Below are 22267 nucleotides of genomic sequence, written 5' to 3'. Positions count from 1 at the left end.
GCCCTTCCCCCTTGATGGGGGGAAGGGAGACGCTCCCCATTGCACCACCTCTGTAACCGTTTACGGTAACCCGCAAATCAAGAGACTGCGGGTCGAGGAAACATGGCGGACGTCCGGCTGGCCGGTGTGAAGAAGAGCTTCGGCACGACCGAAGTCCTGAAGGGCATCGATCTGGAGATCGCCGACGGCGAGTTCGTGGTGTTCGTCGGCCCCTCCGGCTGCGGCAAGTCCACCCTGCTGCGTACCATCGCCGGGCTGGAAGAGGTCGACGCCGGTCAGATCGCCATCGGCGGCCGCACGGTCAACGACCTGTCGCCGTCCGACCGGGGCATCGCCATGGTCTTCCAGTCCTATGCCCTGTACCCGCACATGAGCGTCTATGAGAACATGGCGTTCGGCCTGAAGCTGGCCAAGGCCGACAAGGCCGAGATCGACCGTCGCGTGCGCGGTGGGGCAGAGACGCTGAACATCACCGAATACCTGGACCGCAAGCCCAAGGCCCTGTCGGGTGGCCAGCGCCAGCGTGTCGCCATCGGCCGCGCCATCGTGCGCGAGCCGCAGGTGTTTCTGTTCGACGAACCGCTGTCCAACCTGGACGCCTCATTGCGCGTCCGCATGCGCTACGAGTTCGCGGCCCTGCACCAGCGACTGAAGACGACCATGATCTACGTCACCCACGATCAGGTCGAGGCCATGACCCTGGCCGATCGCATCGTGGTGCTGAACGGCGGGGTGATCGAACAGGTCGGCCGGCCGATGGACCTGTACGAAAACCCCCGCAACCTGTTCGTCGCCGAGTTCATCGGCAGCCCCAAGATGAACCTGCTGCCCGGCGAACTGGTCACGGCGACGGCGAGCGGCGCGACCGTGCGGCTGGCGGGTGGCGAAACCCTGTCGGTCGCCGTGAATGCCGCTTCCGCCAAGTCCGGCGACAAGGTCACCGTCGGCATCCGGCCCGAGCACATCGGCGGGGCGACCGAGGGCGACACCCTCCCGGCCACTCTGACCTTCGTGGAGACGCTCGGCCACGCCACCTATGCCTATCTGACCTATGGCGAGACCGCCCTGACCGCCCTGCTCCCCGGCGAGGCGCGGCCGACGGCGGGCGAGGTCATGACGATGAAGATTCCGGCATCGCAGGCGCACCTGTTTGATGCAGAAGGCACGGCGTTTCCCCGACTCTGATCCTTCTCCCACCGGGAGAAGGAAACCGAAGATGTTGCATCGCACAACATCTGTCTCTTACAGTCCCGCATGCCCTCCCCGACCCGCCTGACAGTCGACCTGAACGCCCTGGCCGCCAACTTCCATGCGCTGGAAGCAGCCACCGGCGTACAGGTCCATCCGGTGGTCAAGGCCGACAGCTATGGGCTGGGGGCCGTCGCCTGTGCCACCCGTCTGATGGCCGAGGGGGTCCGGACCTTCTTCGTGGCACGGGCTGCGGAGGGCGTCGGCCTGCGCGCGGCATTGGGGCCAGAGCCGGTCATCTATGTGCTGGACGGCTGCGTCGGCGACACGGCTCCGGCCCTGAAAGCCGCCGACCTTCGACCCGTGCTGAACCATGGTGCCCAGCTCGCGACCTGGCGCGCCGCCGGGTCCGGCCCTTGCGCTCTTCAGATCGACACAGGCATGAATCGTCTTGGTTTCCGACCCGAGGAAGCCCCCGAACCGTTCGACGGCCTGACGATGGTTCTCAGCCATCTGGCCTGCGCCGACGATCCGTCGGCCGAGATGAACGCCCGCCAGCGTGACGTCTTCGCCGCCGTCGCCGCCCGCTACCCCGGCACGATCCGCTCCTTCGCCAACTCCGGCGGTGATTTCCTGGGCCGGGACTATGCCTTCGACGCTGCGCGGCCCGGCATCTGCCTGTATGGCGGCGGTCCCGAGGGGCGGCCCGATCCGCGCATCCGTCCCGTCGCCACCTTCTGTGCCGACATTCTTCAGGTCCGTGACGTGCCTGCGGGCGAGAGCGTCGGCTATTCGCGCGGCTTCGTGGCGGACGCACCGCGCCGGATCGCCACCGTCGCGGCGGGTTACGCAGACGGCGTCCTGAGGTCCTACAGCCCACGGGGCCAGGTCTGGATCGGCGGGATGCTGCGGCCGCTGGTCGGACGGATTTCCATGGACGTCTGCGCGGTTGATGCGACCGATCTTGACGTAGCAGCGGGTGATAGCGTCGAACTGTTCGGCACCCACAGGCCGATCGACGATGCGGCACAGGCCGCCGGGACCATCGCCTATGAACTGCTCACCTCGATCACCGCTCGCGTGCCCCGGCACTATATCGGCTGAGCCTCTGGCGCAGGCCGCATGTTCCCCCTATGTTCCTGCCAGGTTCGAGGGGAAGACGATGACAATCCGATCAGCATGTCGTCTGCCTGACATGAGGCCCAAAGCGAAGTTGCACTTTTTGCACCCCGTTTTTTTCGAGTGCAGTTTCTGATGGCCCGCGACAGCGCCATCTTCGTCTGCCAGTCCTGCGGAGCCGTCCATGGGAAGTGGTCCGGCCAGTGCGGGGCCTGCGGCCAGTGGAACTCAATCGTCGAAGAGAGCCGCTCGGCCCCGCCCGGTGCCCTGAAGCCGGTCAGTGCGGCCAGGACCCGCAGTCTGCAATTCGAGACGCTGCAGTCGGACACGCCTGAGCCGCCTCGTCTCGTCACCGGCGTGACCGAGTTTGACCGCGTCTGCGGTGGCGGCGTGGTGCCGGGCTCGGCCATCCTGCTGAGCGGCGATCCGGGCGTGGGCAAGTCGACCCTTCTGCTGGACGTGGCCGGGCGGGCGGCCATGTCGGGACGCCGCGTGGCCTATATTTCGGGCGAGGAAGCGGTCGAGCAGATCCGCTCACGCGCCAAGCGGATGGGGCTGGAGAAGGCTCCGGTCGAACTGGCCAGTGCCACGGCCCTGCGCGACATCCTCGGCACGCTGAAGCGCGAAAAGTTCGACATCGTCATCGTCGATTCGATCCAGACCCTGTGGTCCGACGCCCATGAGGCGGGGCCTGGATCGGTGACGCAGGTTCGTGCCTGTGCCGGAGAGATGGTGCGGCTGGCCAAGTCTCAGGGCGTGGCCGTGGTGCTGGTCGGCCATGTCACCAAGGACGGCCAGGTCGCCGGACCCCGCGTGGTCGAACACATGGTCGATGCGGTGCTGAGCTTCGAGGGCGAGCGCGGCTATCCCTTCCGCATCCTGCGCGCGGGCAAGAACCGCTTTGGCGCGACCGACGAGATCGGCGTGTTCGAAATGGGCGATGCGGGCCTGCGCGAAGTCTCCAACCCATCTGCCCTGTTTCTGGGCGAGGGCAAGGATCGCGCCCCCGGTGCGGCGGTCTTCGCCGGGATCGAGGGGTCGCGCCCCGTGCTGGTCGAGATGCAGGCCCTGGTGTCCAAGTCCGCCTATGGCACGCCGCGCCGGGCCGTCGTCGGCTGGGATACGGGGCGGTTGAACATGGTGCTGGCCGTGCTGGAGGCGCGCTGCGGCTTCGGCTTCGGGGATCAGGACGTCTATCTGAACGTGGCGGGTGGCCTGCGCATCAACGAACCGGCGGCGGATCTGGCGGCGGCGGCGGCCCTGATCAGTTCGGCCACCGACATGCCCCTGCCCCAGGGCTGCGTCGTCTTCGGCGAGATCAGCCTGTCGGGCGAGATTCGCAGCGTCGGCCGGGCCGAAGCCCGCCTGCGGGAAGCCAACAAGCTGGGCTTCGACCACGCCCTGACCCCTCCCCTGACGGTGAAGGACAAGGGGGTGAAACTGACCTCGGTCACACGCCTGACCGAAGTGGTCGAACGAATCTCGCAGAACCGCTATTGAGGTCCAGTGACCGGTTTCGACATCCTCGCCCTCATCGTCATCCTGATCTCCGCCGGCGCGGGGTGGGTGCGCGGGGCGCTGCGCGAAGTCATCACCCTGTTCAGCTTCGTGCTGGCGGCCTTTGTCGCCATGCTGGCCCTGCCGGTGACCGCGCCGATCGGTCGCGGCCTGATCGATCCGGACTGGCTGGGATCGATCGTGGCCGTGATCGTATCCTTCGTACTCATCTATTTCCTGATCCGGCTGGCGGGCTCGGCCCTGTCCAAGGGGGCCAAGGATCACCCTCAGCTGGGCGGCATCGACCGGTTTCTTGGCGTCTTCATTGGGGCGGTGCGGGCGCTGGTCCTGCTGGGTGCCATCCATCTGGTCGTGGTCGCCGCCATGCCAGGCGAGCGGACGCCGCGCTGGCTGACCGAGGCGGCCGTACAGCCGCTGTCGGCGGGGGCTGCGCGGGTCATCCAGATCATCCTGCCCGGCATCGGCCGGGGGGCCGATACACTCACGCCGCTGGTCTCTTCGTCTGTCAGCAGAGGGTTTTCGGACGATGAAGCCTTGCCCCCGACGCAAAGCCCGCCTAACTCCCCGGCCACAGCCCCCTGATATAGTTTCAGCAGGTCATCGGAGCCCCACGATGCGCCACCTGATCGCCGATCCGGTCATCCACCGCGAACATTGGCGCGACGCCGATGAAGACACCCTGCGCCTGGAGTGCGGGGTCTGCGGTGTCTGGGGCGCCGACGAAGACGCCGCCTCCGCCATCGTCGCCCTGGGCCTGCATGCGCTCCAGCATCGCGGACAGGAAGCCTGCGGCATCGCCAGCGTCAACGACAGCCGCTTCCACACCGAACGTCACATGGGCCTGGTGGGCGAAGCCTTCGGCGGGGCCGACCTGGCCACCCGCATGCCCGGCCGGGCCGCCGTGGGCCACACCCGCTATTCGACGGCGGGCGGCAGCTTCCTGCGCAACATTCAGCCCATGTTCGCCGATCTGGATTCCGGCGGCATCGCCGTGGCCCACAACGGCAACCTGACCAACTTCCACTATCTGCGGAAGCAACTGGTCGGCGAAGGCTCGATCTTCCAGTCGACCTCGGACAGCGAGGTCATCCTTCACCTGATCGCCCGCAGCCGTAAGGCCAAGATCGTCGAACGGTTCATCGATGCCATCGGCCGGATCGAGGGCGGCTATGCCCTGGTCTGCCAGACGCGGTTCAAGATGATCGGCGCCCGCGACCCCCTGGGTATCCGCCCGCTGGTGCTGGGCAAGATCGGCGAGGCCTGGGTGCTGGCATCCGAGACCTGCGCGCTGGACACCATCGGGGCCACGTTTGTGCGCGATGTCGAACATGGCGAGGTCGTCATCATCGACGAAAAGGGCCTGCGCTCGCTCAAGCCCTTCCCGACCCGCGCGGCGCGGCCCTGCCTGTTCGAATACGTCTACTTCTCGCGCCCCGACAGCGTTGTGAACGGTCGCTCGGTCTATGGCGTGCGCAAGCGGATGGGCCAGGGGCTGGCCCGCGAGCATGGGGTCGAGGCGGACGTGGTCGTCCCGGTGCCTGACTCGGGCGTTCCGGCGGCGCTGGGCTATGCCCAGGAAAGCGGCATTCCCTATGAGATGGGGATCATCCGCAGCCACTATCTGGGCCGCACCTTTATCCAGCCCAGCCAGGCCACGCGCCAGAAGGGCGTGCGCATGAAGCACAGCCCCAACCGCTCGGTGTTGGAGGGCAAGCGCGTGGTGCTGATCGACGATTCGATCGTGCGCGGCACCACCTCCGTCAAGCTGGTGCGGGCCGTGCGGGCCGCAGGGGCGACGGAGGTTCACCTGCGTTCGGCCAGCCCGCCGATCCTGTATCCCGACTTCTACGGCATCGACATGCCCGAGCGGGACCAGCTGATCGCGGCCAACATGACGCTGGAAGAAATGCGCCGGCATCTGGAGGTCGACTCGCTGGGCTTCCTGTCCGTCGACGGCCTGTATGCCGCCATGGAGGCCGGGCCGCGCGATCCCAAGACGCCGCAGTTCACCGACCACTATTTCACCGGCGAATACCCCACCCGCCTGCTGGATCGCGAGATCGAGGAAGGTGGCCGGGAAGAGCCCCAGCGTCAGTTGTCCCTGCTGGTGAGTGCCTGATCCCTAAATGACCGACCTGCCTCTTAGAGACCGTATCGCCCTCGTCGTCGGGGCCTCGCGCGGCATCGGCTATGAGACCGCCCTGGCCCTGGCCAAGGCGGGAGCCCACGTCGTGGCGACGGCACGGACCCAGGGCGGGCTGGAAGACCTGGACGACGCCATCTTCGCCGCCACCGGCAAGCACGCGACGCTGATCCCGTTCGACTTGGTCGACGGCGGCGCGATCGACCGCCTGGGCGGGGCGCTGTTCGAGCGGTTCGGCAAGCTGGACATCTGGGTGCAGTCGGCGGCGATTATGGGGGCCGAAGGCCTGACCCCGGTCGCTCACGCCGACGTGCGCGGTTTTGCCAAGATCGAGAAGACCAACTTCACCGCCGTCTATCGCCTGATCCGCTCGCTGGAGCCGCTGTTGCGGGCTTCGGACGCCGGACGCGCCATCTATCTGACCAGCAGCGTCGCCTCCGCCCCCAAGGCCTTCTGGGGGGCCTATGCCGCGACCAAGGCGGGGGCCGAGGCCCTGATGAAATGCTGGGCCGACGAGATCGAGAGCACCAACATCCGCGCCAGCATCGTCGATCCCGGCCGCATGCGCACCCAGCTCCGCGCCCAGGCCTATCCGGGCGAGGAACCGGAGACGGTCATTCATCCCTCCGCCATCGGCCCGCTGATGGTCGAACTGGCGCGGGGGGATCGCGAACCGGCGCTGGAGGTGAAGTTCAGGGACTGGAGCGCCAGCTAGGAGACGGAGACGCTGATCTAGGACCTACTCAACCGTTGATCAGTGTTGAAGGCAAAACGATATCCCGTTCGCACTCGGCATAGGCCACAGCCTCCCGAGTATAGGCCTGCAACTTCTGAATATAGCTGTTTACCTGCGCCACATAGGCGGTGAAGGAGGCTTGATATTCACGATTGGCGGTCTCGTAAGCGTTGAGGACGCGGTTGTTGCAGTTATGGGTGCCGCGGGCCTCGTTGACGCAAGATGGCAGCGCCGGCCGCTCTGGCTTGGTTGGTCGTTCGACCGTCGGAAGTTCGGGAACGGGACAGGCTGTAACAACCGAGGCGACGTCCTGCGCCATCGCCGAGCCCGCGAGCAACACGCCGGTCGCCAGAGCCAAAACCACTTTCATTTCTGAATCCCCCAACCCGGCCTAATGTGCCAATCCAGAGGCACCAGTCAACCGGGAGTTACTTCTTCGGCGCGTGCTTTTGACCTGTGCGGATGCGGCCTGAGCGCGATACCTGACGGGCCCCGCCCCTCGCGCCTTTTTGAACGGCGATGGAGGATCCGGCCTTCTTGGACGCGCTGGCCTTCAGGCCGGACAGGGGCTTGGGCTTGGCTCCGGACTTCTTCTGCTCCAGTGCCTTGCCGGGCAGGTTGGACAGGGCGGCCTCGCGTTCGGCCTTTTTGATGACCCGGCGCGGGGCCGTCTTGGCGTCACCCTTGTAGCGTTCAGGACCGGACTTGGCCCCGCCCGGCGCATAGGGGTTGTCGCTGCCGGACTTGACAATCAGCCGGATCGGCGTGCCGGGCAGGTCGAAGCTTTCGCGCAGATTGTTGACCAGATAGCGCTTGTACTGCTCCGGCATGGCCTCGGCGCGGCTGGCCATCAGCACGAAGGTCGGCGGGCGGGCCTTGGTCTGGGCCATGTATTTGGGCTTGATACGCTTGCCGTCCACGGCGGGGGGCGGATGCCGCTGGGTGGCCATCGACAGCCAGGTGTTCAGATCCTTGGTCTTGACCTTGACCGACCAGGTCGCATGCGCCTGAAGAATGGCGGGCATCAGCCGCTCGACGCCGCGGCCGTTATGGGCCGACAGGGCGATGAAGGGCGAACCTTTCAACTGGGGCAGCTTGTCCTCGGCCAGTCGCGACAGCTCGGCCAGCTTGGACTGCGGGTTCTCTTCCAGGTCCCATTTGGAGGCGACATAGACCAGGGCCCGGCCCTCGCGCTCGACCAGATCGGCCAGTTGCAGGTCCTGGGTGTCGAAGGCGTTGTCCTTGTCCATGACCAGGACGACCACCTCGGCGAAGGTGATGGCGCGGATGGTGTCGGCGACCGACAGCTTCTCCAGCTTCTCCTGAACCCGGGCCTTGCGGCGCATCCCCGCGGTGTCCACCAGGCGGATATTCTGGCCTTCGTATTCCCAGTCTACGGAGATGCTGTCGCGCGTGATTCCGGCTTCGGGACCGGTCAGCATGCGGTCCTCGCCGATCAGATGGTTGATCAGGGTGGACTTGCCCGCATTGGGGCGGCCGACGATAGCGATGCGGATCGGCTTGTCCGGTTCGTCGATCTCTTCGATGAAGATGTCGGCACTGGCCGTGACGACGGCCTGGTAAAGATCAGCCATGCCCTCGCCGTGCTCGGCGCTGATGGCCACAGGTTCGCCAAAGCCAAGGCCGTAGGCCTCGCCGATGCCGCCGCCGCTCTCACGACTCTCGGACTTGTTGGCCAACAGGATGACCGGCTTGTGCACCTTGCGCAGACGGTCGGCGAAGATGCGGTCCAGCGAGGTCACGCCTTCGCGGGCGTCCATCATGAACAGGATCAGGTCGCCGTCTTCCAGTGCGAGCTCGGTCTGCTCACGCATGCGAGACTCGAGGCTGTCGTCGCTGACATCCTCATAGCCCGCTGTATCGATCAGGGTCAGGTCCATGTCCCCGATGTTGCCGTCGGCATAGCGCCGGTCACGAGTCACACCGGGGCGATCGTCGACCAGCGCGAGGCGCTTGCCGACGAGGCGGTTGAACAGTGTCGACTTACCCACGTTCGGGCGGCCGACGATGGCGACTTTGAGAGCCATGTCGGCCTTCTAACGCAGTTTGGGCTCAGACGTGAGCGGCGATCAGCGAATGCTGACCAGGTCGCCCTTGTCCGTAAGAACATAGAGGGCACCGTTGTAGGCGGCTGGGGCCAGATAGGCAGGTCCACCCAGTTTCAGGCTGGCAGTCTGGACGCCCGTCTTGGGATCGAAGGCGACCAGCTCACCATCGGAGTTGGTCAGGACCAGACGATTGGAGGCCAGCAGCGGACCCGACCAGACCGGACGCACGGTGCGATCCCAGAAGCCCAGGAAGCCCCCCTCCTGACGCACGCGACCTTCGTTCAGGTCACGGGTCCAGTAAACCTGACCGGTCTCGCGGTTGACGACGGTCAGTTCGCCTTCCTTGGACACGACGTAGATCACATCGCCGACCGGCAGGGGTGCGTTGACGCCGCCGATGGGCAGCTCGGCCCATTTCGGCTCGCCTGAGCGGATGTCCAAGGCAGAGAGGACGCCCGAATGACTGATCGCATAGACGGTGCCGCGGCTGATGACCGGGCGGCCCGCGATGTCGCGGATCTCGGACAGCGCGCTGGTCCGGCTGGTACGCGACAGGACGTGCTGCCAGACGGCCTGGCCTGTCGAGGCGCGGAACGCGGTCAGTTCGCCGGACGAGAAGGGGGCCACGACGGTGTCGCCGGTGACGGCCGGGCTGGAGGCGCGCATGAGACGGGCGGGTTCGGGGATACCACGAAAGGTCCAGGATTGCTGGCCCGTGGCCGCGTCGAAGGTCAGGAGCTGATTTTCCACATCGACGACGAAGACGCGACCGCCTGAAAATGTCGGGGCACCGTGGATCGGCACATCGACCGGCGTGGTCCAGATCACGGCACCCGTGGCCTGATCCAGTGCCGTGACGGTGCGATAGCCCGAGGCGACAAAGACGCGGCCTGCGCCGGCGGCGACACCACCGCCGAAGCCACCGCCGTCCGAGCGCCCGCCCATCCCGAACCAGCCACTGCGGCGCGTGTCCTCCGGCGGCTTGATATCGGTCTTCCAGGCGATCTGGCCCGTGCCCGCATCGACGGCGGCCACCGAAGATTCCCCATCCAGGACGAAGATACGATTCCCGTCAGCGATGACCGGGGCCATGACCTGGCGGTTGCGGCTGGAGCCGACGCCGATGCTGCGACGCCAGGCGACCGTGAAATCAGGTGCCGCAATGGCATGTTCGACCAGATTCTCGGCCGTGCCCCCCGGCTGGGTCCAGGCCGTTGCGGCCTGGGGCCCCGGCAGGAAGAAGTCACGACCGGACAGGGCGGCCGACGGAGCCAGTTGCTGTTCGAACTCCAGGATCGAGATGCGCGCACCCTCGCTGGCGACGGCCTCGGGCTGCTCCGAACCGCCCAGCCCGAACGGCAGCGCCCGGCGCACGGTGCCGCACGAGGCGACGGTGACGGCGAGACCGCACAGCAGGGCGACTTTAAGCACGCGATTCATGGGCAAGGTCCTGGAAACAGAGATCACTGGCTGGCCGGAGGTGCTTGAGGAGCGGGGGCCGCCGGGCCTTGTGGTTGCTCGCCAGCAGCCGGGGCGGCAGCAGGCTGCGGCAGGGTCGCCATCCGGTCGGTTATGCCCTTGATGTTGGCGGCGACACCCGCATCGATGGCTTCAACGGTCACGCCTGCGCGCTGCCCCACGGCCTGGGGCGTGTCGAGATCGTTCTTCAGCAGGACCAGAGCCTGACGAGCCTCTGCGGTCTGGCCATTCTGCAAACGGGCCATAGCCAAGGCCTCACGGGCGTCGAAGCGATACGGGCGCTTGTCGCCGGTCAGCGGCTCCAGCCGACCTTCGATGTCGGCCAGCGAGGCATTGGTGTCCATGATAAGCCACGCCGCCTTCAGAGCGGCGAAGTCGGACAGGATGGGATCGCGCGTGGCATCGGCGGCCTCGTCCAGAAGCGCGATGGCATCGGGTATCCGGTTGGCATCCAGCGCGATCTGCGCGCGCTGTTGCAGGGCCAGGGCCTTGTAGGCTCCATTGCCTTCCTTGACGGCCTGAACGAACGCGGCGTCGGCCCCGATCGGGTTGTTGGCGGCCATCGATTCCAGCCCCCGGTCATAGGCGACCGAGGCCTTGTCGGCCTTCGACGTCTGCCAGCTGTCCCAGCCCCACCAGCTCAGCGCAGCGACAAGGGCGATCAGCAGCACGCCGCCGACAACCGGCAGCCAGGTGCGGGCCAGCCGCTTGTATCGGTCGGAGCGAAGCTCCTCCTCGACCTGTTCGAAGACATCAACCACGAAATAACCGCCCCAAGCCGCTGAAATTCAATCCGGCGCGACCCTAGTGTGTCGCATCAACCACCGCAACGCGGCCATTCAGGTGGAAACCGGCTTTTTGGAGAAGTAGGTCTCGACTTCGGCAGGAAAACGGCGGGCACGGACATCATCGGCATAGGTTGCTACCGCCTGATCGATTACCCCGCGCAGATCGGCGTATTTGCGCACGAATTTCGGGGTCCAGTCGAACAGGCCCAGCATGTCGGACGACACCAGGACCTGGCCGTCGCACGCGGCCGAGGCCCCGATACCGATCGTCGGCTTGTCGATCGCCTCGGTAATCTCGCGCGCCAGTCCTTCCGCCACGCCTTCGATGACGACGGCGAAGGCCCCGGCGTCAGCTGTATCCCGCGCTGACTGCAGGATGCGAGCGCGTTCGCCCTCCTCGCGCCCCTTGGCCTTGAAGGTGCCGTCGATATTGATCGACTGGGGCAGCAGACCGACGTGCCCCATGACGGGAATCCCACGCTTGACCAGATAGTCGATGGTGGCGGGGGCCGCGGGGCCACTTTCAACCTTGATCGCCTGGGCGCCGGTTTCCTTCATGACGCGTACGGCATTGGCATAGGCTGTCTCGACACCCGCCTCATAACTGCCGAAGGGCATGTCGATCACGACCAGCGCCCGCTTCGCGCCGCGCATGACGGCTTGGCCGTGCAGAATCATCATCTCCAGGGTGACGCCGACGGTGGAGGTCAGGCCGTGAACCGCCATCCCCACGCTGTCGCCGACCAGCAGGACGTCACAATGCGCATCCATCAGGGCAGCTGTCGGCGCGTCATAGGCGGTCAGGACAACGATCGGCTCGCCACCTTTTCTGGCCCTGATTTCGGGCACGGTAATCCGCTTGATCGGGGTCTGGACCTGACTGGACATGGGCTATCCCTTGGCTATTCGCGGCCTAGATAGGCCGTGCGTCCCGCAAGGTCGAGCGAATGAGGCTGCTCAGACTTCCTGCGACAGACGCACGACGCTGATCGTCGCCACGGCGATGACGCTCGCGGCCGCCAGCCAGAAGATCTGCATCCCGCCAACCGATCCCAGTTCCAGCTGGTTCAGGCCCAGACCGGACAGCGCCGAATCGACCGCGGTCTGAATGCCTATGGATGCGGATTGCATCCCCTGCCCCAGCGCCTGACCGGCGACGACACCTTCGCTGGCTTCACCCAGGTTCACATTTACGTTTACGGTTTCCCGAACGGCTACCACACCACCGACCACGCCCGCCAGGACGATGGCCAGGCTCCGGAAGCGCGAGCCCTTCTGCAACCGCGCCTCGACGCCGGCGGTGAACAGGGCCGCGTCAGCCATGGGCGGGGTGCGCGAGAACAGCCGCTCGACGAAGGGATCGAACTCGTCAGCCGACATTCTGTGCTCTCCCCAGGGTTTGAGCGGATTGGTTTTGAGCGGGTTCCGGCTGGAGCCGCGCGCGGAGTTTATCCAGACCACGTTTGACATGAGACTTCACCGTGCCGAGTGGCAAATTCAGGGCGGACGCGATCTCGGGATGGGCCATGCCTGCGCCGTGACACAGGGAGACGCACAGCCGCTCCGGCTCGCTGAGGGTTTTCAGGGCTTCGTCCAGATCCATGATGTCGCCGGGATGGGGCTGATGGATGGCCTCATCGTCTGTGACTTCATCGACATAGCGGGCCTCCTTGACGCAACGCTTGATGTAAAGGCGGGCCGCGATCCGCTTGATCCAGGCCGCGAAGGTGCCGTCACCCCTGAACTCTCCGCATCGCTGGAACGCCTGGATGAAGGCGTCCTGGGCGATATCGTCGGCCAGGGCGGGTTGGGCCCCCATCCGCCGCAGCAGCGCACGCACAGGAGTGCCATGGCGGCGGACCAATTCGCCGAACTCTCGCCGTCCGCCCGCAGCCGCGAGTGCGGCGAGCTCGACATCGTGCCGGTCGATCAGGGCCAGATCGCGGGCCTGGGCCATAGTGATGCTCCCCCCGTCGTCCGGCTCAGTCCTTGTTCTTGTTGAAGAAGCTCAGGACGATGAAGGCCAGGCCGATCGAACCCGGGATCGCGGCAAAACCGGCGACGAACTTGGCGTCGTTGTCGACACCATAACCCAACGCAAGGAATGCCGCGGCGATGCCCGTCGATAGCGCCAGCAGGATGACGCCGATCCGCAAATCACGCGATGCCGACGGCAGCTTGCGAACCTGTTCCTTGGTCAACGCGTCGATCAATTCGGTTGGCAGGGGTTGTCCCCGTTCAACTGCGGCACGCAGTGTGTTCTGCATTTCTCGCCGATCACGGCTTTTGAGCCAGGCAGGTCCGACCGAGACCGCGATAATCATGAAGATACCCGCCAGTGGGATCAGAACGTCTCCGTCCATGGGACAATCTCTCTTTCGATGATGGAGGCAGCGTGGCGCCGCGTCCTTCTGTCAACAAGAGGCAGGCAGGCGATCAAACGGATGCAGCCGATCGCAGATTCTTTTTGACCCGCGCCCTGCACGCGGGGACAAGGTCAGCCGCAAAGGAGACCGCTATGATTGATCGCCGCCTTCTGCTGACCGGCCTTGCCGCGACACCCCTTATGGCCTGCGCACCCCTGCCCGCCTCGCTGCCCGCACCCGGGACAACCCATGCAGAGCGTCAGCTGAAGCTCGTCACCTTCAATATCTGGCACAATCAGGGAGACTGGCCGGCACGGCTGGCGCTCCTGATCGCAGATCTGCGAGCACAGGACGCCGACGTTATCGCGCTGCAGGAAGTCTTGGAGGACGCCGCCGTCGGCCTGCCGAATCAGGCACAGACGATTGCCGATGCGCTTGGCGGTTATGAGATGCATTTCGTTTCCACCGATGCCGAGGGCGCACCACGCCGCTACGGCAATGCCATCCTGTCGCGCCTGCCGGTTCTGCAGCACGACTGGAAGAAGCTGGAGCCTTTGGACGACTATCGCACCGCGATCCGCGCGCGGGTCACGCTGGGCGGCCGCCCCGTCGACATCGTGAACACCCATCTGGCCGCGCAACCGGACGCCGGTGCCGTGCGGACGCGCCAGATTTCCGATCTGATGGCCTGGCTACCCCAGGATGGTACACCCCTGATCGTGACGGGGGATTTCAATGCCCAGCAAACCGATCCGGAACTGGCGACGTTGACCGGGCCGCGCCTTCTGACCGCCCTGCCCCACGGCGCGGTTGTGACTACGCTCAATCCGGCAAAGAACCACCTCAATCGCCAGATCGACCACATCTTCGCCGAGCGCGAGCATTTCACAATCAGTCAGGCCACAAGGATCGGCGATCAGCCGACGAATGGTGAGTATCCGTCGGATCATTTTGGTGTCGCCGCCGTGATAAGCCTGCGCTGACTTCGCGCCGGGGCTGTATCCACAGCGCTTGGTCCTGTATCCAGACTGCCACTGCCGCCCTTCTGAACCGGAGCTTCCCATGAGCCACGTCACCTATCGCATCGTCGAGCACGACGGCGGCTGGGCCTATTCGTCCAACGGCACCTTTTCAGAGACCTATCCCAGCCATGACGCCGCCCGCGCCGCCGCCGTCGCCGTGGCCCGCGAACAGCGCGTTCCGGATCAGACAGCCGTGATCGAGTTCGAGAATGCCTCGGGCGAATGGGTCACCGAACGCGCCGATGGCCACGACCGCCCCGTCACCGATGTCGAGGGTTGATCGCAACCGCTTGTGATCGACCCCATCCCTTCAGGGGGTAGGCGTATGCCTGTCCTGTCGCTAGTCGTGTGCACTGTCATTGTGAAACCGGTTACATTATGCGTCCATTGTCTCAATCCGCATCGACGCGGAGATCCCTGTTGGCCGGTGGAGCCGTGATGGCTGGACTGATGATGGCACCGCGCATGACGCTGGCGAAACAGGCCGAGGCGAAGGATCGCATCGACGCCCTGATGGCGCGCATGACGATTGAGGAGAAGGCGGGTCAGCTGAACCTCATGAACGACCCGTTCCGCTGGCGACCCGAGGGGGTCAACCCCGGCGACCGGCTGGACAGCGATCAGGCGCAGACGGCGGCGGACATCAAGGCCGGACGCATCGGGGCCCTGTTCAACGGCGTGGGGGCCGCGACGACCCGTCTGGTCCAGGACATGGCGGTGCGCGAGAGCCGCCTGGGCATTCCCCTGCTGTTCGCGGCCGACATCGTCCACGGTTTGCGCACGACCTTCCCGGTGCCTCTGGGCGAAAGTGCCAGCTGGGACCTGGAGCTGGCCGAGCGCACGGCCCGTGCCGCCGCCGTCGAGGGCGGCGCGTCGGGCGTGCACCAGACCTATGCCCCCATGGTCGACGTGGCCCGCGACCAGCGCTGGGGCCGGGTGGTCGAGGGCGCCGGCGAGGACGTGTTGCTGAACAATCTGTTCGCGGCGGCTCGCACCAAGGGCTTTCAGGGCGACGACCTGACCCACTGGTCCAGCCTATTGGCCTGTCCCAAGCATTTCGCCGCCTATGGCGCAGCGGAATCGGGCATGGACTACAACTCCACCGACATGAGCGAGGTCATGCTTCGCTCGGTCTATCTGCCGCCGTTCAAGGCCGCGCTGGACGCCGGGGCCCTGTCGGTCATGAGCGCCTTCAACGACCTGAACGGCGTACCGACCAGCGGCAACAAATGGCTGCTGACCGACATCCTGCATGGCGAGTGGGGCTTCGCAGGCTTCGTGGTGTCCGACTATACGTCCGAGGCCGAGCTGGTCGCCCACGGCTTTGCCGCCGACGGTCGTGACGCGGCGCGGATTGCCCTGATGGCCGGGGTCGACATGTCGATGAAGAGCGGCCTGTATCTGCGCCACATCCCCGATCTGGTGGCCTCTGGCGAGGTGCCGATGGCGCGCGTCGACCAGGCCGTGCGGCGGGTCCTGATGACCAAGGCGGCGCTGGGTCTGTTCGACGACCCCTATCGCGGCTCGGACGTCGCGGTGGAGCGGCGCGTGGTCGGCAGCCGTGATCATCTGGACCTGGCCCGCGAGGCCGGGCGCAAGTCCATCGTGATGTTGAAGAACGAGGGTGGACTGCTGCCCCTGCCCAAGTCGGGCCAGCGCATCGCCCTGATCGGCCCGTTCGGGGCGGATGCCGCCGATGTGTTCGGCCCCTGGTCGATCTTCAAGGACACCGATCTGGCGGTGTCGCTGGAACAGGGCCTGCGCCAGGCGCTGCGCGACCCGAATGCCCTGACCGTCGTGAAGGGATCTGACGTCGAGGCCCCCCTGCCCGGCGGCATCGAGGCGGCGGTGGCCGCTGCCAATGAGGCGGACGTCGTCCTGCTGGCCATCGGCGAATCGTCGGTGATGTCGGCCGAGTCCAAGTCGCGAGTCAGCATCGACATTCCCGCCCCTCAATTGGCCCTGGCCGAGGCCGTGGCGGCGACGGGCAAGCCGGTTGTGGTCCTGCTGCGCAACGGGCGCGGCATGGAGCTGTCGGGCGCGGTCGCCGGGGCCGACAGCATTCTGGTGACCTGGTTCCTGGGGTCTGAGACGGGGCACGCCATTGCCGACGTGCTGTTCGGCGATCACGAGCCGACGGGCCGCCTGCCGGTCAGCTTCCCGTTCCGTTCGGGCCAGTCGCCCTTCTACTATGCGCACAAGGCGACGGGGCGCCCGTCCCAGCCGACGGATCAGGAGTTCACCTCCAAGTTCCGCGAGGTGCCGCACGCCGCCCTCTATCCGTTCGGCCACGGCCTGACCTATGCCCCCATCGACTGGTCCGAGACGCGGCTGTCGTCACAGACCATGGCCTGGAACGGCCAGATCGAGGCCAGCGTCACCCTGACCAACGGCGGCGACCGCGACGTCACCGAGGTGGTTCAGCTCTATATCCGCGACCGCGTCGCCTCCCTGACACAGCCTGTGCGCCTGCTGAAGGCCTTCAGGCGCGTGACGGTGCCCGCCGGCAAGTCGGTCGAGGTGACCATGCCACTGACGTTCGCCGATGTGCAGTTCATGGGCCCGGATCACACGATGATCGCCGAACCCGGCCTGTTCGACGTCTGGCTGAGCGCCAGCGCCCAGACGGGTCAGGCGGCGCAGTTCACCTTGCTTCGCTAGGGATCAGCCCACCGCCGCCGCATAAAGCTCCGGCTTGAAGCCCACCAGCGTCCGGTCGCCCAGATCCAGCACGGGGCGTTTGATCATCGACGGCTGGGCCAGCATCAGGGCGATGGCCTTGTCCGCATCCAGCCCCGTCTTGTCCGCCTCCGGCAAGGCGCGGAACGTCGTCCCGGCCCGGTTCAGCACCGTCTCCCAACCATGCTCGGCCACCCAGGCCTCCAGACGGGGCCGGTCGATGCCCGCCTTCTTGTAGTCGTGAAAGGTGAAGACGGTGCCGTTCTGGTCCAGCCAGACGCGGGCCTTCTTGACGGTGTCGCAGTTGGGGATGCCGTAGAGTGTGGGGGTCATGTGGATGGCTTAGCCAAGGGAGGGTTGTCGCCACAAGTCCGTTGTCTATTCGCGACCCAAGTCAGACTTTAGGCCCTGGCAAAATCCTAAACGCCGGTCGGGACGCCCGTACCACCATCTAATTTGGTTATGCTCCAACGTTCTAAATCCGACCATTCGAACTTGATCTCGTAATCAAAAGTCTTGCTGACGACCAAGAGCAGAACACCTCGATTTTTTCCCATGAGGTCTACAATTTCCCAACTTATTGCCTGCAAATCCTTGAATAAGGCACGCTCCTGCACAGCATCCATCAATGTTACCTGCTCGCCGATCACATAGGAGGCTCTCCCTCCATGTTGTTGAGGCTCGATGACCGCTCTGTAAAATGCACGGTCAAAGTCAGGGGCCTTCTGGCGAACATGGCTTAGAAACACTTTGGCTAATTTAACGACCAGTTCAGTATTAGCGTCACTAAACGGAGACGGCACTTCGCTTGTCGCTTTGGTTCGTGGGCCGCCGACTAGCCGCTTAATCCAAAACATGCCGTCTCCCTGCAACAACTATTTCTATTATGACGGAGTTCAGCCTCCGCTTTCGACCCATTGCGGATCTTCATATCATCCGCTGAGCGGCGATTGCTCAACAGATGTAGAATGGTGCCCAAAATGATTGAACTTTTGCGGATGTCCAATTCGCGCGATAGCTGGTGCACAAATCCCGATGAAGAGTCCACGTTTCCCCGGGCAGAAGAACCAGCGTATTCCTATCCAGAACGGCTTGAAGCGGGCCGCCGTACGGTACGTGTCTCCCCCCGTCTACTATCTCAAAATGGTCCAATCCTAGTTCGCCGCTTGGCCAGCTCGCTTCATTGATACAAGCGGACACAGTGGCGACATTCCTGACGGTCAAGCCAATCTGGGAACCCGACTGAGCTATGGAGGCTTGAAGCCCGAGGGGGCCGAAACTTTCAGCCTTCTCTTTCCAGAACTCTGACTGCTCGTCTTGGCGCAACTCGGTCTCAGGTGAGCAACCACTGACGGAAATGGCGGCGACGAGACTTGCGCCGACAACTGCCGCCATCCGAAATGAAATGTCCGTCATTCGTTTCCCAGCGTGGTTTGCTCTAACCTTAAACCTCAGTCTCTGCTTCACCCAAGGTCCGCTCCCCACCCTCAACGACGTCGGCTACGCCGCTTTCGGTCCGCCCTACTCGGCCTCATCCGATCCTTCACCCGCTTCCCCCGCCGGATCCCGCGCAATCGCCGAGACCGTCGCACCGGAGTTCATCGCGCTCCAGGCCTGACCGGCGGCGGCGCTGGCGCGGCCCAGTTCGAACAGGGACTGCATCGACTCCTGGCTGAAATCCAGGCTGGAGACCGTGCGGTCGCCGGGGATGGCGGCGACGCGGAAGGCCACGCCGTTGCGCTGGGCAAAGGTGGCATTGGCGACCAGATGGGTGCGCAGGGCGGCCTTGCTCATGCTGTCATAGGCCCGCGCCAGAATGGCCGGCAGGCGGCCGCGCACGACCCTGTAGTCCCGGCTGACCTGGCCGTTGACCAGCACATAGATGGCCGCCCGGTCCGGAGAGGCCGCCACGCCGGGGACCGGGTCGTTCCAGCCCAGCATCGCCTCGGGCACCGCCAGGAAGGGCATGTTGACACCGCCATCGACGTGCATCTCCTCCACCAGACGCCCGTCCGTCAGGCCCGCGATCATGACCGGCGGAAAGACGCCTGGAATGCTGGCCGAGGCCACCAGCACCTGACGGAACAGCGTCAGGGCCTGTTCGTCGCCTTGGGTCGCCAGAACCCCCATGTCCCAGATGACCGATTCCTCGCCATCCAGATTGGTGGTGACGACCAGCAGGCGGCGGCCCTGGGCATGTTCGACGGCGATGGCCTGCAACAGCTCGGGCGTCACATTGTCATCGACCAGCTGCTTTAGCTCGCCGGGGCTGAACAGGCTGGGGGCCACGAAGGCGGCGAGGCCGCGCGGACCCAGAATGCCGTCGGCCTGACCGCTGGCATAGGCGGCCTGAAGTTCGTCGTCCCAGTCGGAGCCCAGATAGGCGAACGGCGCGGCCAGGGCCCCGGTGCTGATGCCCGTGACGATGTCGAAGCGCGGGCGGGTGCCCGCCTGGCTCCAGCCGACCAGAACGCCGGCCCCGTAAGCGCCGTTCGCGCCGCCGCCAGACAGGGCCAGAACGTTTCGCTGGGCTTCACCTTGGCCCAGACCGGCCGCGAACTCCTCGGCCAGAACGCGCAGCTTGTCCTCGTCCCCGGCCCGGATGCGCGGATCGACGGTGGGGGCCAGCTGACCCTCAAGGATGCGCAGCGGCACCGGATCCGGCCGCTCGATCGTTCCGCAAGCGGTCAGAGCCAGCAGGACTGCGCCCAACCCCAGGCCACGCGACAGCATCCTCAACATCGACCGCTCCCAAGGCTGAAGACCAAGCTCACGCTCTCTAGCGCAACTGGCTTGATCACACACCTGTGGCGAGCTCGCGGATTACGGGATCGTCATGATCGCGGCCTTGACGGGTCGGTATGTTATTTCATAACACATCGCTTCCTTCCCCGAGAGAGTTTGCCATGCGTCACCGCCCCTCCACCCGCACCCTCCTGCTGGCCGCCACGGGCTGGGCCGCGCTTGGCGGTGCGGCCTCAGCCCAGTCGGTACCGGCACAGACCGAACCGACCGTGCTGGAAGAGGTCATTGTCACCGGCGTGCCCTTCGGTGTGACCGACCGGGCCAGCCTGCTGGCGGTCGAGGTCCTTGACGAGGAAGCCTTGGCAGTCGCCCCCGTCGCCACGCTCGGTGACCTGGTCGACGGGCTGCCCGGCGTCCGCAGCACCGCCTTTGCGCCGGGGGCCAGCCGACCGGTGATCCGCGGCCTGGCCGGGCCGCGCGTCCAGGTGCTGACCAATGGCCTGGGCCTGATCGACGCCAGTTCGGTTTCGCCCGATCACCAGGTGGCGGTCGATCCGGCCGAGGCGCGCCGCATCGAGATCGTGCGCGGCCCCTCCACCCTCACCTACGGCGGCTCGGCCATCGGCGGGGTGGTCAATATCATCGATGACCGCATCCCGACGGAACGCGCGGCCGGCGGCTTCGACGGGCATGTCTCGGCCCAGTATTCCTCGGTGGATGACGGCACCAGCTTCGGTGGCCGGCTGAAGGCGAACGCCGGCCCCCTGGTCCTGACGATCGACGGCTTTACCCGCGACGCCTCGGACTACGACGTGCCGGTATTCCCGGAATCCCGACGCCTCCTGGAGGAAGAGGGCGAAGACGCCGGCGACGAACGCACGGTCGAGAACACCTTCGTCCAGCTTGACCAGTACGGTGCCGGCGTCAGCTGGATCGGCTCGCGCGGCTATCTGGGAGCCTCGGTCAAGCGCGTCGAGACCACCTACGGCGTGCCGGGCCATGGCCATGCGCACGAGCATGAGGAGGGCGAGGAAGATGAGGATCATGAAGGCGAAGAGGAGCACGGCGAAGAGTCGGTCTCGATCGGGCTGGAGCAGACGCGATATGACATCCGCGGGAGCCTGAACTTCGCCTCTGGCCCGTTCAGCGAGGCGCGGCTTTCGGCGGGCTATGCCGATTACACGCACACCGAGTTCGAGGGCGACGAGGTTGGCACCCGGTTCCTGTCCGACGGATACGAGGGCCGGTTCGAGCTGATCCAGCGCGAGCGCGATGGCTGGCAGGGCGTCATCGGTGCCCAAGTGCTGGACCGGACCTTCGACGCCATCGGCGACGAAGCCTATGTGCCGCGCACCCAGATCAGCGAGCAGGGCATCTACACCGTCCAGCGCCTTGATCGCGGCCGCGTCGGCTTCGAAGGCGGGCTGCGTCTCGACAACCGCTCGCTGGAAAGCGTGACGGCGGACCGCGACTTTACCAATGTGTCCGCTTCTGCAGGGATTTTCGGTCGGCCTGCTGAAGGCGTCTTCCTGGGTCTGAGCGTCGCCCGCAACGAGCGGGCACCCAGCGAGGTCGAACTGTTCGCAGAGGGGGCCCACGTGGCCACGGAAACCTTCGAGATCGGCGACATCGACCTGGATAGCGAGGTGGCCACCTCTATCGAAGGGACGGCACACTTCGGCTCCGGTCCGTTCGAGTTCGACCTGCACGCCTACTATGCCAGTTACGATGGCTTCATCGACCTGCGGCCTACTGGCGAAGAGGACATCGAATCCGAGCTGCCGATCTTCGAATATGTTCAGACCGACGCCGAATTCGTCGGCTTCGAAATCGAGGGTCGCTATGACCTGTGGCAGTCCAGCGACCGCAGCCTGGCCCTGACCGGCGCAGCCGACTGGGTACGGGCAGATACGGATCTGGGGCCTGCCGCACGCATTCCGCCCTGGTCGGCGACGGCGGGGCTGGAATACGCCTCGCGCCTGTTCGACGTCGGACTGGAGGTGCGCAAGGTCGCAGAGCAGGACCGGGTCACCGAGTTCGAACTGCCCACCGACAGCTATACCCTGGTCAATCTGCGCGGTGCCATACGTCCGTTCGTAGACCGCAACGTCACGATCTTCGCCGAGGCGCACAATCTGACCGACGAGGAGGCGCGCGAGCACGCCAGCTTCCAGAAGGACATCTCTCCGCGGCCGGGCCGCAACCTGCGCGTTGGCGTCAACTACCGCTTCTAGAACCAGAAACGCCCCTGACAACGACTGTCAGGGGCGTTTTTGCCGTTGGCCTATTCCCACTCGATCCTTCAATAGACCAGAAGGCGCTGATTTATCAGCGCCTTTTCTCTCATCCGCGCACCATACCGCGCGAGCTACCGTCACTTGGACAGCGCTTTTGAATTCATTGGTGAAATTCGAC

General features: G+C 65.5%; 21 protein-coding genes. 10 read left to right on the top strand and 11 right to left on the bottom strand.

The window, feature by feature from the left end:
* The first annotated feature begins 102 nt into the window (after positions 1–102).
* The 6 genes from WC585_RS08195 (at position 103) to WC585_RS08170 (ending at position 6683) form a co-directional block, all read left to right on the top strand.
* On the top strand, positions 103–1185 hold the full coding sequence (locus WC585_RS08195; RefSeq protein WP_373257239.1) for an ABC transporter ATP-binding protein: 1083 nt from the start codon (positions 103–105) through the stop codon (positions 1183–1185).
* A 69-nt stretch (positions 1186–1254) separates the two neighbouring features.
* Positions 1255–2292: an alanine racemase gene (gene alr, locus WC585_RS08190; protein WP_373257237.1), complete on the top strand. Its 1038-nt coding sequence runs from the start codon at positions 1255–1257 to the stop codon at positions 2290–2292.
* Between the two features lie 150 nt (positions 2293–2442).
* Positions 2443–3807 (top strand): DNA repair protein RadA, encoded by a 1365-nt coding sequence (gene radA, locus WC585_RS08185; RefSeq protein ID WP_373257235.1) that lies wholly within the window; start codon positions 2443–2445, stop codon positions 3805–3807.
* A gap of 6 nt (positions 3808–3813) precedes the next feature.
* Positions 3814–4407, top strand: coding sequence for a CvpA family protein (locus tag WC585_RS08180; protein WP_373257233.1), 594 nt, complete (start codon positions 3814–3816; stop codon positions 4405–4407).
* A gap of 31 nt (positions 4408–4438) precedes the next feature.
* Positions 4439–5944, top strand: coding sequence for an amidophosphoribosyltransferase (purF, locus tag WC585_RS08175; protein ID WP_373257231.1), 1506 nt, complete (start codon positions 4439–4441; stop codon positions 5942–5944).
* Between the two features lie 7 nt (positions 5945–5951).
* Positions 5952–6683 carry an SDR family NAD(P)-dependent oxidoreductase gene (locus tag WC585_RS08170; RefSeq protein WP_373257229.1) on the top strand — a complete coding sequence of 244 codons (732 nt, stop codon included), beginning with the start codon at positions 5952–5954 and terminating at the stop codon, positions 6681–6683.
* 28 nt (positions 6684–6711) lie between these two features.
* On the opposite strand, the gene WC585_RS08165 is transcribed toward WC585_RS08170, so the two are convergent.
* The 8 genes from WC585_RS08165 to WC585_RS08130 form a co-directional block, all read right to left on the bottom strand.
* The gene (locus tag WC585_RS08165; protein ID WP_373257227.1) at positions 6712–7074 is read right to left on the bottom strand and encodes a hypothetical protein; all 363 of its coding nucleotides are present in this window, start codon (positions 7072–7074) and stop codon (positions 6712–6714) included.
* Positions 7075–7132: 58 nt separating this feature from the next.
* A complete protein-coding gene (gene der / locus WC585_RS08160; protein ID WP_373257225.1) occupies positions 7133–8752 on the bottom strand; it encodes a ribosome biogenesis GTPase Der in 1620 nt (539 codons plus the stop codon).
* A 42-nt stretch (positions 8753–8794) separates the two neighbouring features.
* Positions 8795–10213 (bottom strand): PQQ-binding-like beta-propeller repeat protein, encoded by a 1419-nt coding sequence (locus WC585_RS08155; protein ID WP_373257223.1) that lies wholly within the window; start codon positions 10211–10213, stop codon positions 8795–8797.
* Between the two features lie 23 nt (positions 10214–10236).
* On the bottom strand, positions 10237–11013 hold the full coding sequence (locus tag WC585_RS08150) for a tetratricopeptide repeat protein (RefSeq protein WP_373257221.1): 777 nt from the start codon (positions 11011–11013) through the stop codon (positions 10237–10239).
* A gap of 78 nt (positions 11014–11091) precedes the next feature.
* The gene (panB, locus tag WC585_RS08145; protein ID WP_373257219.1) at positions 11092–11928 is read right to left on the bottom strand and encodes a 3-methyl-2-oxobutanoate hydroxymethyltransferase; all 837 of its coding nucleotides are present in this window, start codon (positions 11926–11928) and stop codon (positions 11092–11094) included.
* A gap of 69 nt (positions 11929–11997) precedes the next feature.
* Entirely contained in the window at positions 11998–12420 is a 423-nt protein-coding gene (locus WC585_RS08140) for a hypothetical protein (protein WP_373257217.1), read from the bottom strand.
* Positions 12410–12997 carry an RNA polymerase sigma factor gene (locus WC585_RS08135; protein WP_373257215.1) on the bottom strand — a complete coding sequence of 196 codons (588 nt, stop codon included), beginning with the start codon at positions 12995–12997 and terminating at the stop codon, positions 12410–12412. Before WC585_RS08135 ends, WC585_RS08140 begins: the two co-directional genes overlap by 11 nt.
* A 25-nt stretch (positions 12998–13022) precedes the next feature.
* A complete protein-coding gene (locus tag WC585_RS08130) occupies positions 13023–13403 on the bottom strand; it encodes a DUF6249 domain-containing protein (RefSeq protein WP_373257213.1) in 381 nt (126 codons plus the stop codon).
* 155 nt (positions 13404–13558) lie between these two features.
* Between WC585_RS08130 and WC585_RS08125 the strand changes: the two genes are divergently transcribed.
* The 3 genes from WC585_RS08125 (at position 13559) to WC585_RS08115 (ending at position 17089) form a co-directional block, all read left to right on the top strand.
* Positions 13559–14389 (top strand): endonuclease/exonuclease/phosphatase family protein, encoded by an 831-nt coding sequence (locus WC585_RS08125; RefSeq protein WP_373257212.1) that lies wholly within the window; start codon positions 13559–13561, stop codon positions 14387–14389.
* Between the two features lie 79 nt (positions 14390–14468).
* Positions 14469–14708, top strand: coding sequence for a DUF2188 domain-containing protein (locus WC585_RS08120; protein WP_373257211.1), 240 nt, complete (start codon positions 14469–14471; stop codon positions 14706–14708).
* A 158-nt stretch (positions 14709–14866) separates the two neighbouring features.
* Complete coding sequence (locus WC585_RS08115; protein ID WP_373257210.1) at positions 14867–17089, top strand: glycoside hydrolase family 3 N-terminal domain-containing protein; 2223 nt, start codon at positions 14867–14869, stop codon at positions 17087–17089.
* A gap of 3 nt (positions 17090–17092) precedes the next feature.
* Here WC585_RS08115 and WC585_RS08110 read toward each other — a convergent pair whose 3' ends face one another.
* From WC585_RS08110 to WC585_RS08100, 3 genes are all read right to left on the bottom strand, one after another.
* A complete protein-coding gene (locus tag WC585_RS08110) occupies positions 17093–17440 on the bottom strand; it encodes an arsenate reductase (protein WP_373257208.1) in 348 nt (115 codons plus the stop codon).
* An 86-nt stretch (positions 17441–17526) separates the two neighbouring features.
* Positions 17527–17964, bottom strand: coding sequence for a hypothetical protein (locus WC585_RS08105; RefSeq protein ID WP_373257206.1), 438 nt, complete (start codon positions 17962–17964; stop codon positions 17527–17529).
* A gap of 664 nt (positions 17965–18628) precedes the next feature.
* On the bottom strand, positions 18629–19849 hold the full coding sequence (locus tag WC585_RS08100; protein ID WP_373257204.1) for a patatin-like phospholipase family protein: 1221 nt from the start codon (positions 19847–19849) through the stop codon (positions 18629–18631).
* Positions 19850–20013: 164 nt separating this feature from the next.
* Between WC585_RS08100 and WC585_RS08095 the strand changes: the two genes are divergently transcribed.
* Positions 20014–22086, top strand: coding sequence for a TonB-dependent receptor domain-containing protein (locus WC585_RS08095; RefSeq protein ID WP_373257202.1), 2073 nt, complete (start codon positions 20014–20016; stop codon positions 22084–22086).
* Positions 22087–22267 lie beyond the last annotated feature (181 nt).

It is taken from the genome of Brevundimonas sp. (assembly GCF_041648055.1).
Classification (GTDB): domain Bacteria; phylum Pseudomonadota; class Alphaproteobacteria; order Caulobacterales; family Caulobacteraceae; genus Brevundimonas.
This window is presented reverse-complemented; position numbering and strand designations above follow the sequence as displayed.

Coding starts and splice junctions, on each gene's coding strand:
- WC585_RS08125 (WP_373257212.1), top strand. CDS start 13,559: ATGATTGATCGCCGCCTTCTGCTGACCGGCCTTGCCGCGACACCCCTT.
- WC585_RS08095 (WP_373257202.1), top strand. CDS start 20,014: ATGCGTCACCGCCCCTCCACCCGCACCCTCCTGCTGGCCGCCACGGGC.
- WC585_RS08170 (WP_373257229.1), top strand. CDS start 5,952: ATGACCGACCTGCCTCTTAGAGACCGTATCGCCCTCGTCGTCGGGGCC.
- der (WP_373257225.1), bottom strand. CDS start 8,752: ATGGCTCTCAAAGTCGCCATCGTCGGCCGCCCGAACGTGGGTAAGTCG.
- WC585_RS08135 (WP_373257215.1), bottom strand. CDS start 12,997: ATGGCCCAGGCCCGCGATCTGGCCCTGATCGACCGGCACGATGTCGAG.
- WC585_RS08130 (WP_373257213.1), bottom strand. CDS start 13,403: ATGGACGGAGACGTTCTGATCCCACTGGCGGGTATCTTCATGATTATC.
- WC585_RS08100 (WP_373257204.1), bottom strand. CDS start 19,849: ATGTTGAGGATGCTGTCGCGTGGCCTGGGGTTGGGCGCAGTCCTGCTG.
- purF (WP_373257231.1), top strand. CDS start 4,439: ATGCGCCACCTGATCGCCGATCCGGTCATCCACCGCGAACATTGGCGC.
- WC585_RS08165 (WP_373257227.1), bottom strand. CDS start 7,074: ATGAAAGTGGTTTTGGCTCTGGCGACCGGCGTGTTGCTCGCGGGCTCG.
- panB (WP_373257219.1), bottom strand. CDS start 11,928: ATGTCCAGTCAGGTCCAGACCCCGATCAAGCGGATTACCGTGCCCGAA.
- WC585_RS08155 (WP_373257223.1), bottom strand. CDS start 10,213: ATGAATCGCGTGCTTAAAGTCGCCCTGCTGTGCGGTCTCGCCGTCACC.
- WC585_RS08115 (WP_373257210.1), top strand. CDS start 14,867: ATGGCTGGACTGATGATGGCACCGCGCATGACGCTGGCGAAACAGGCC.
- alr (WP_373257237.1), top strand. CDS start 1,255: ATGCCCTCCCCGACCCGCCTGACAGTCGACCTGAACGCCCTGGCCGCC.
- WC585_RS08110 (WP_373257208.1), bottom strand. CDS start 17,440: ATGACCCCCACACTCTACGGCATCCCCAACTGCGACACCGTCAAGAAG.
- WC585_RS08195 (WP_373257239.1), top strand. CDS start 103: ATGGCGGACGTCCGGCTGGCCGGTGTGAAGAAGAGCTTCGGCACGACC.
- radA (WP_373257235.1), top strand. CDS start 2,443: ATGGCCCGCGACAGCGCCATCTTCGTCTGCCAGTCCTGCGGAGCCGTC.
- WC585_RS08120 (WP_373257211.1), top strand. CDS start 14,469: ATGAGCCACGTCACCTATCGCATCGTCGAGCACGACGGCGGCTGGGCC.
- WC585_RS08105 (WP_373257206.1), bottom strand. CDS start 17,964: ATGTTTTGGATTAAGCGGCTAGTCGGCGGCCCACGAACCAAAGCGACA.
- WC585_RS08140 (WP_373257217.1), bottom strand. CDS start 12,420: ATGTCGGCTGACGAGTTCGATCCCTTCGTCGAGCGGCTGTTCTCGCGC.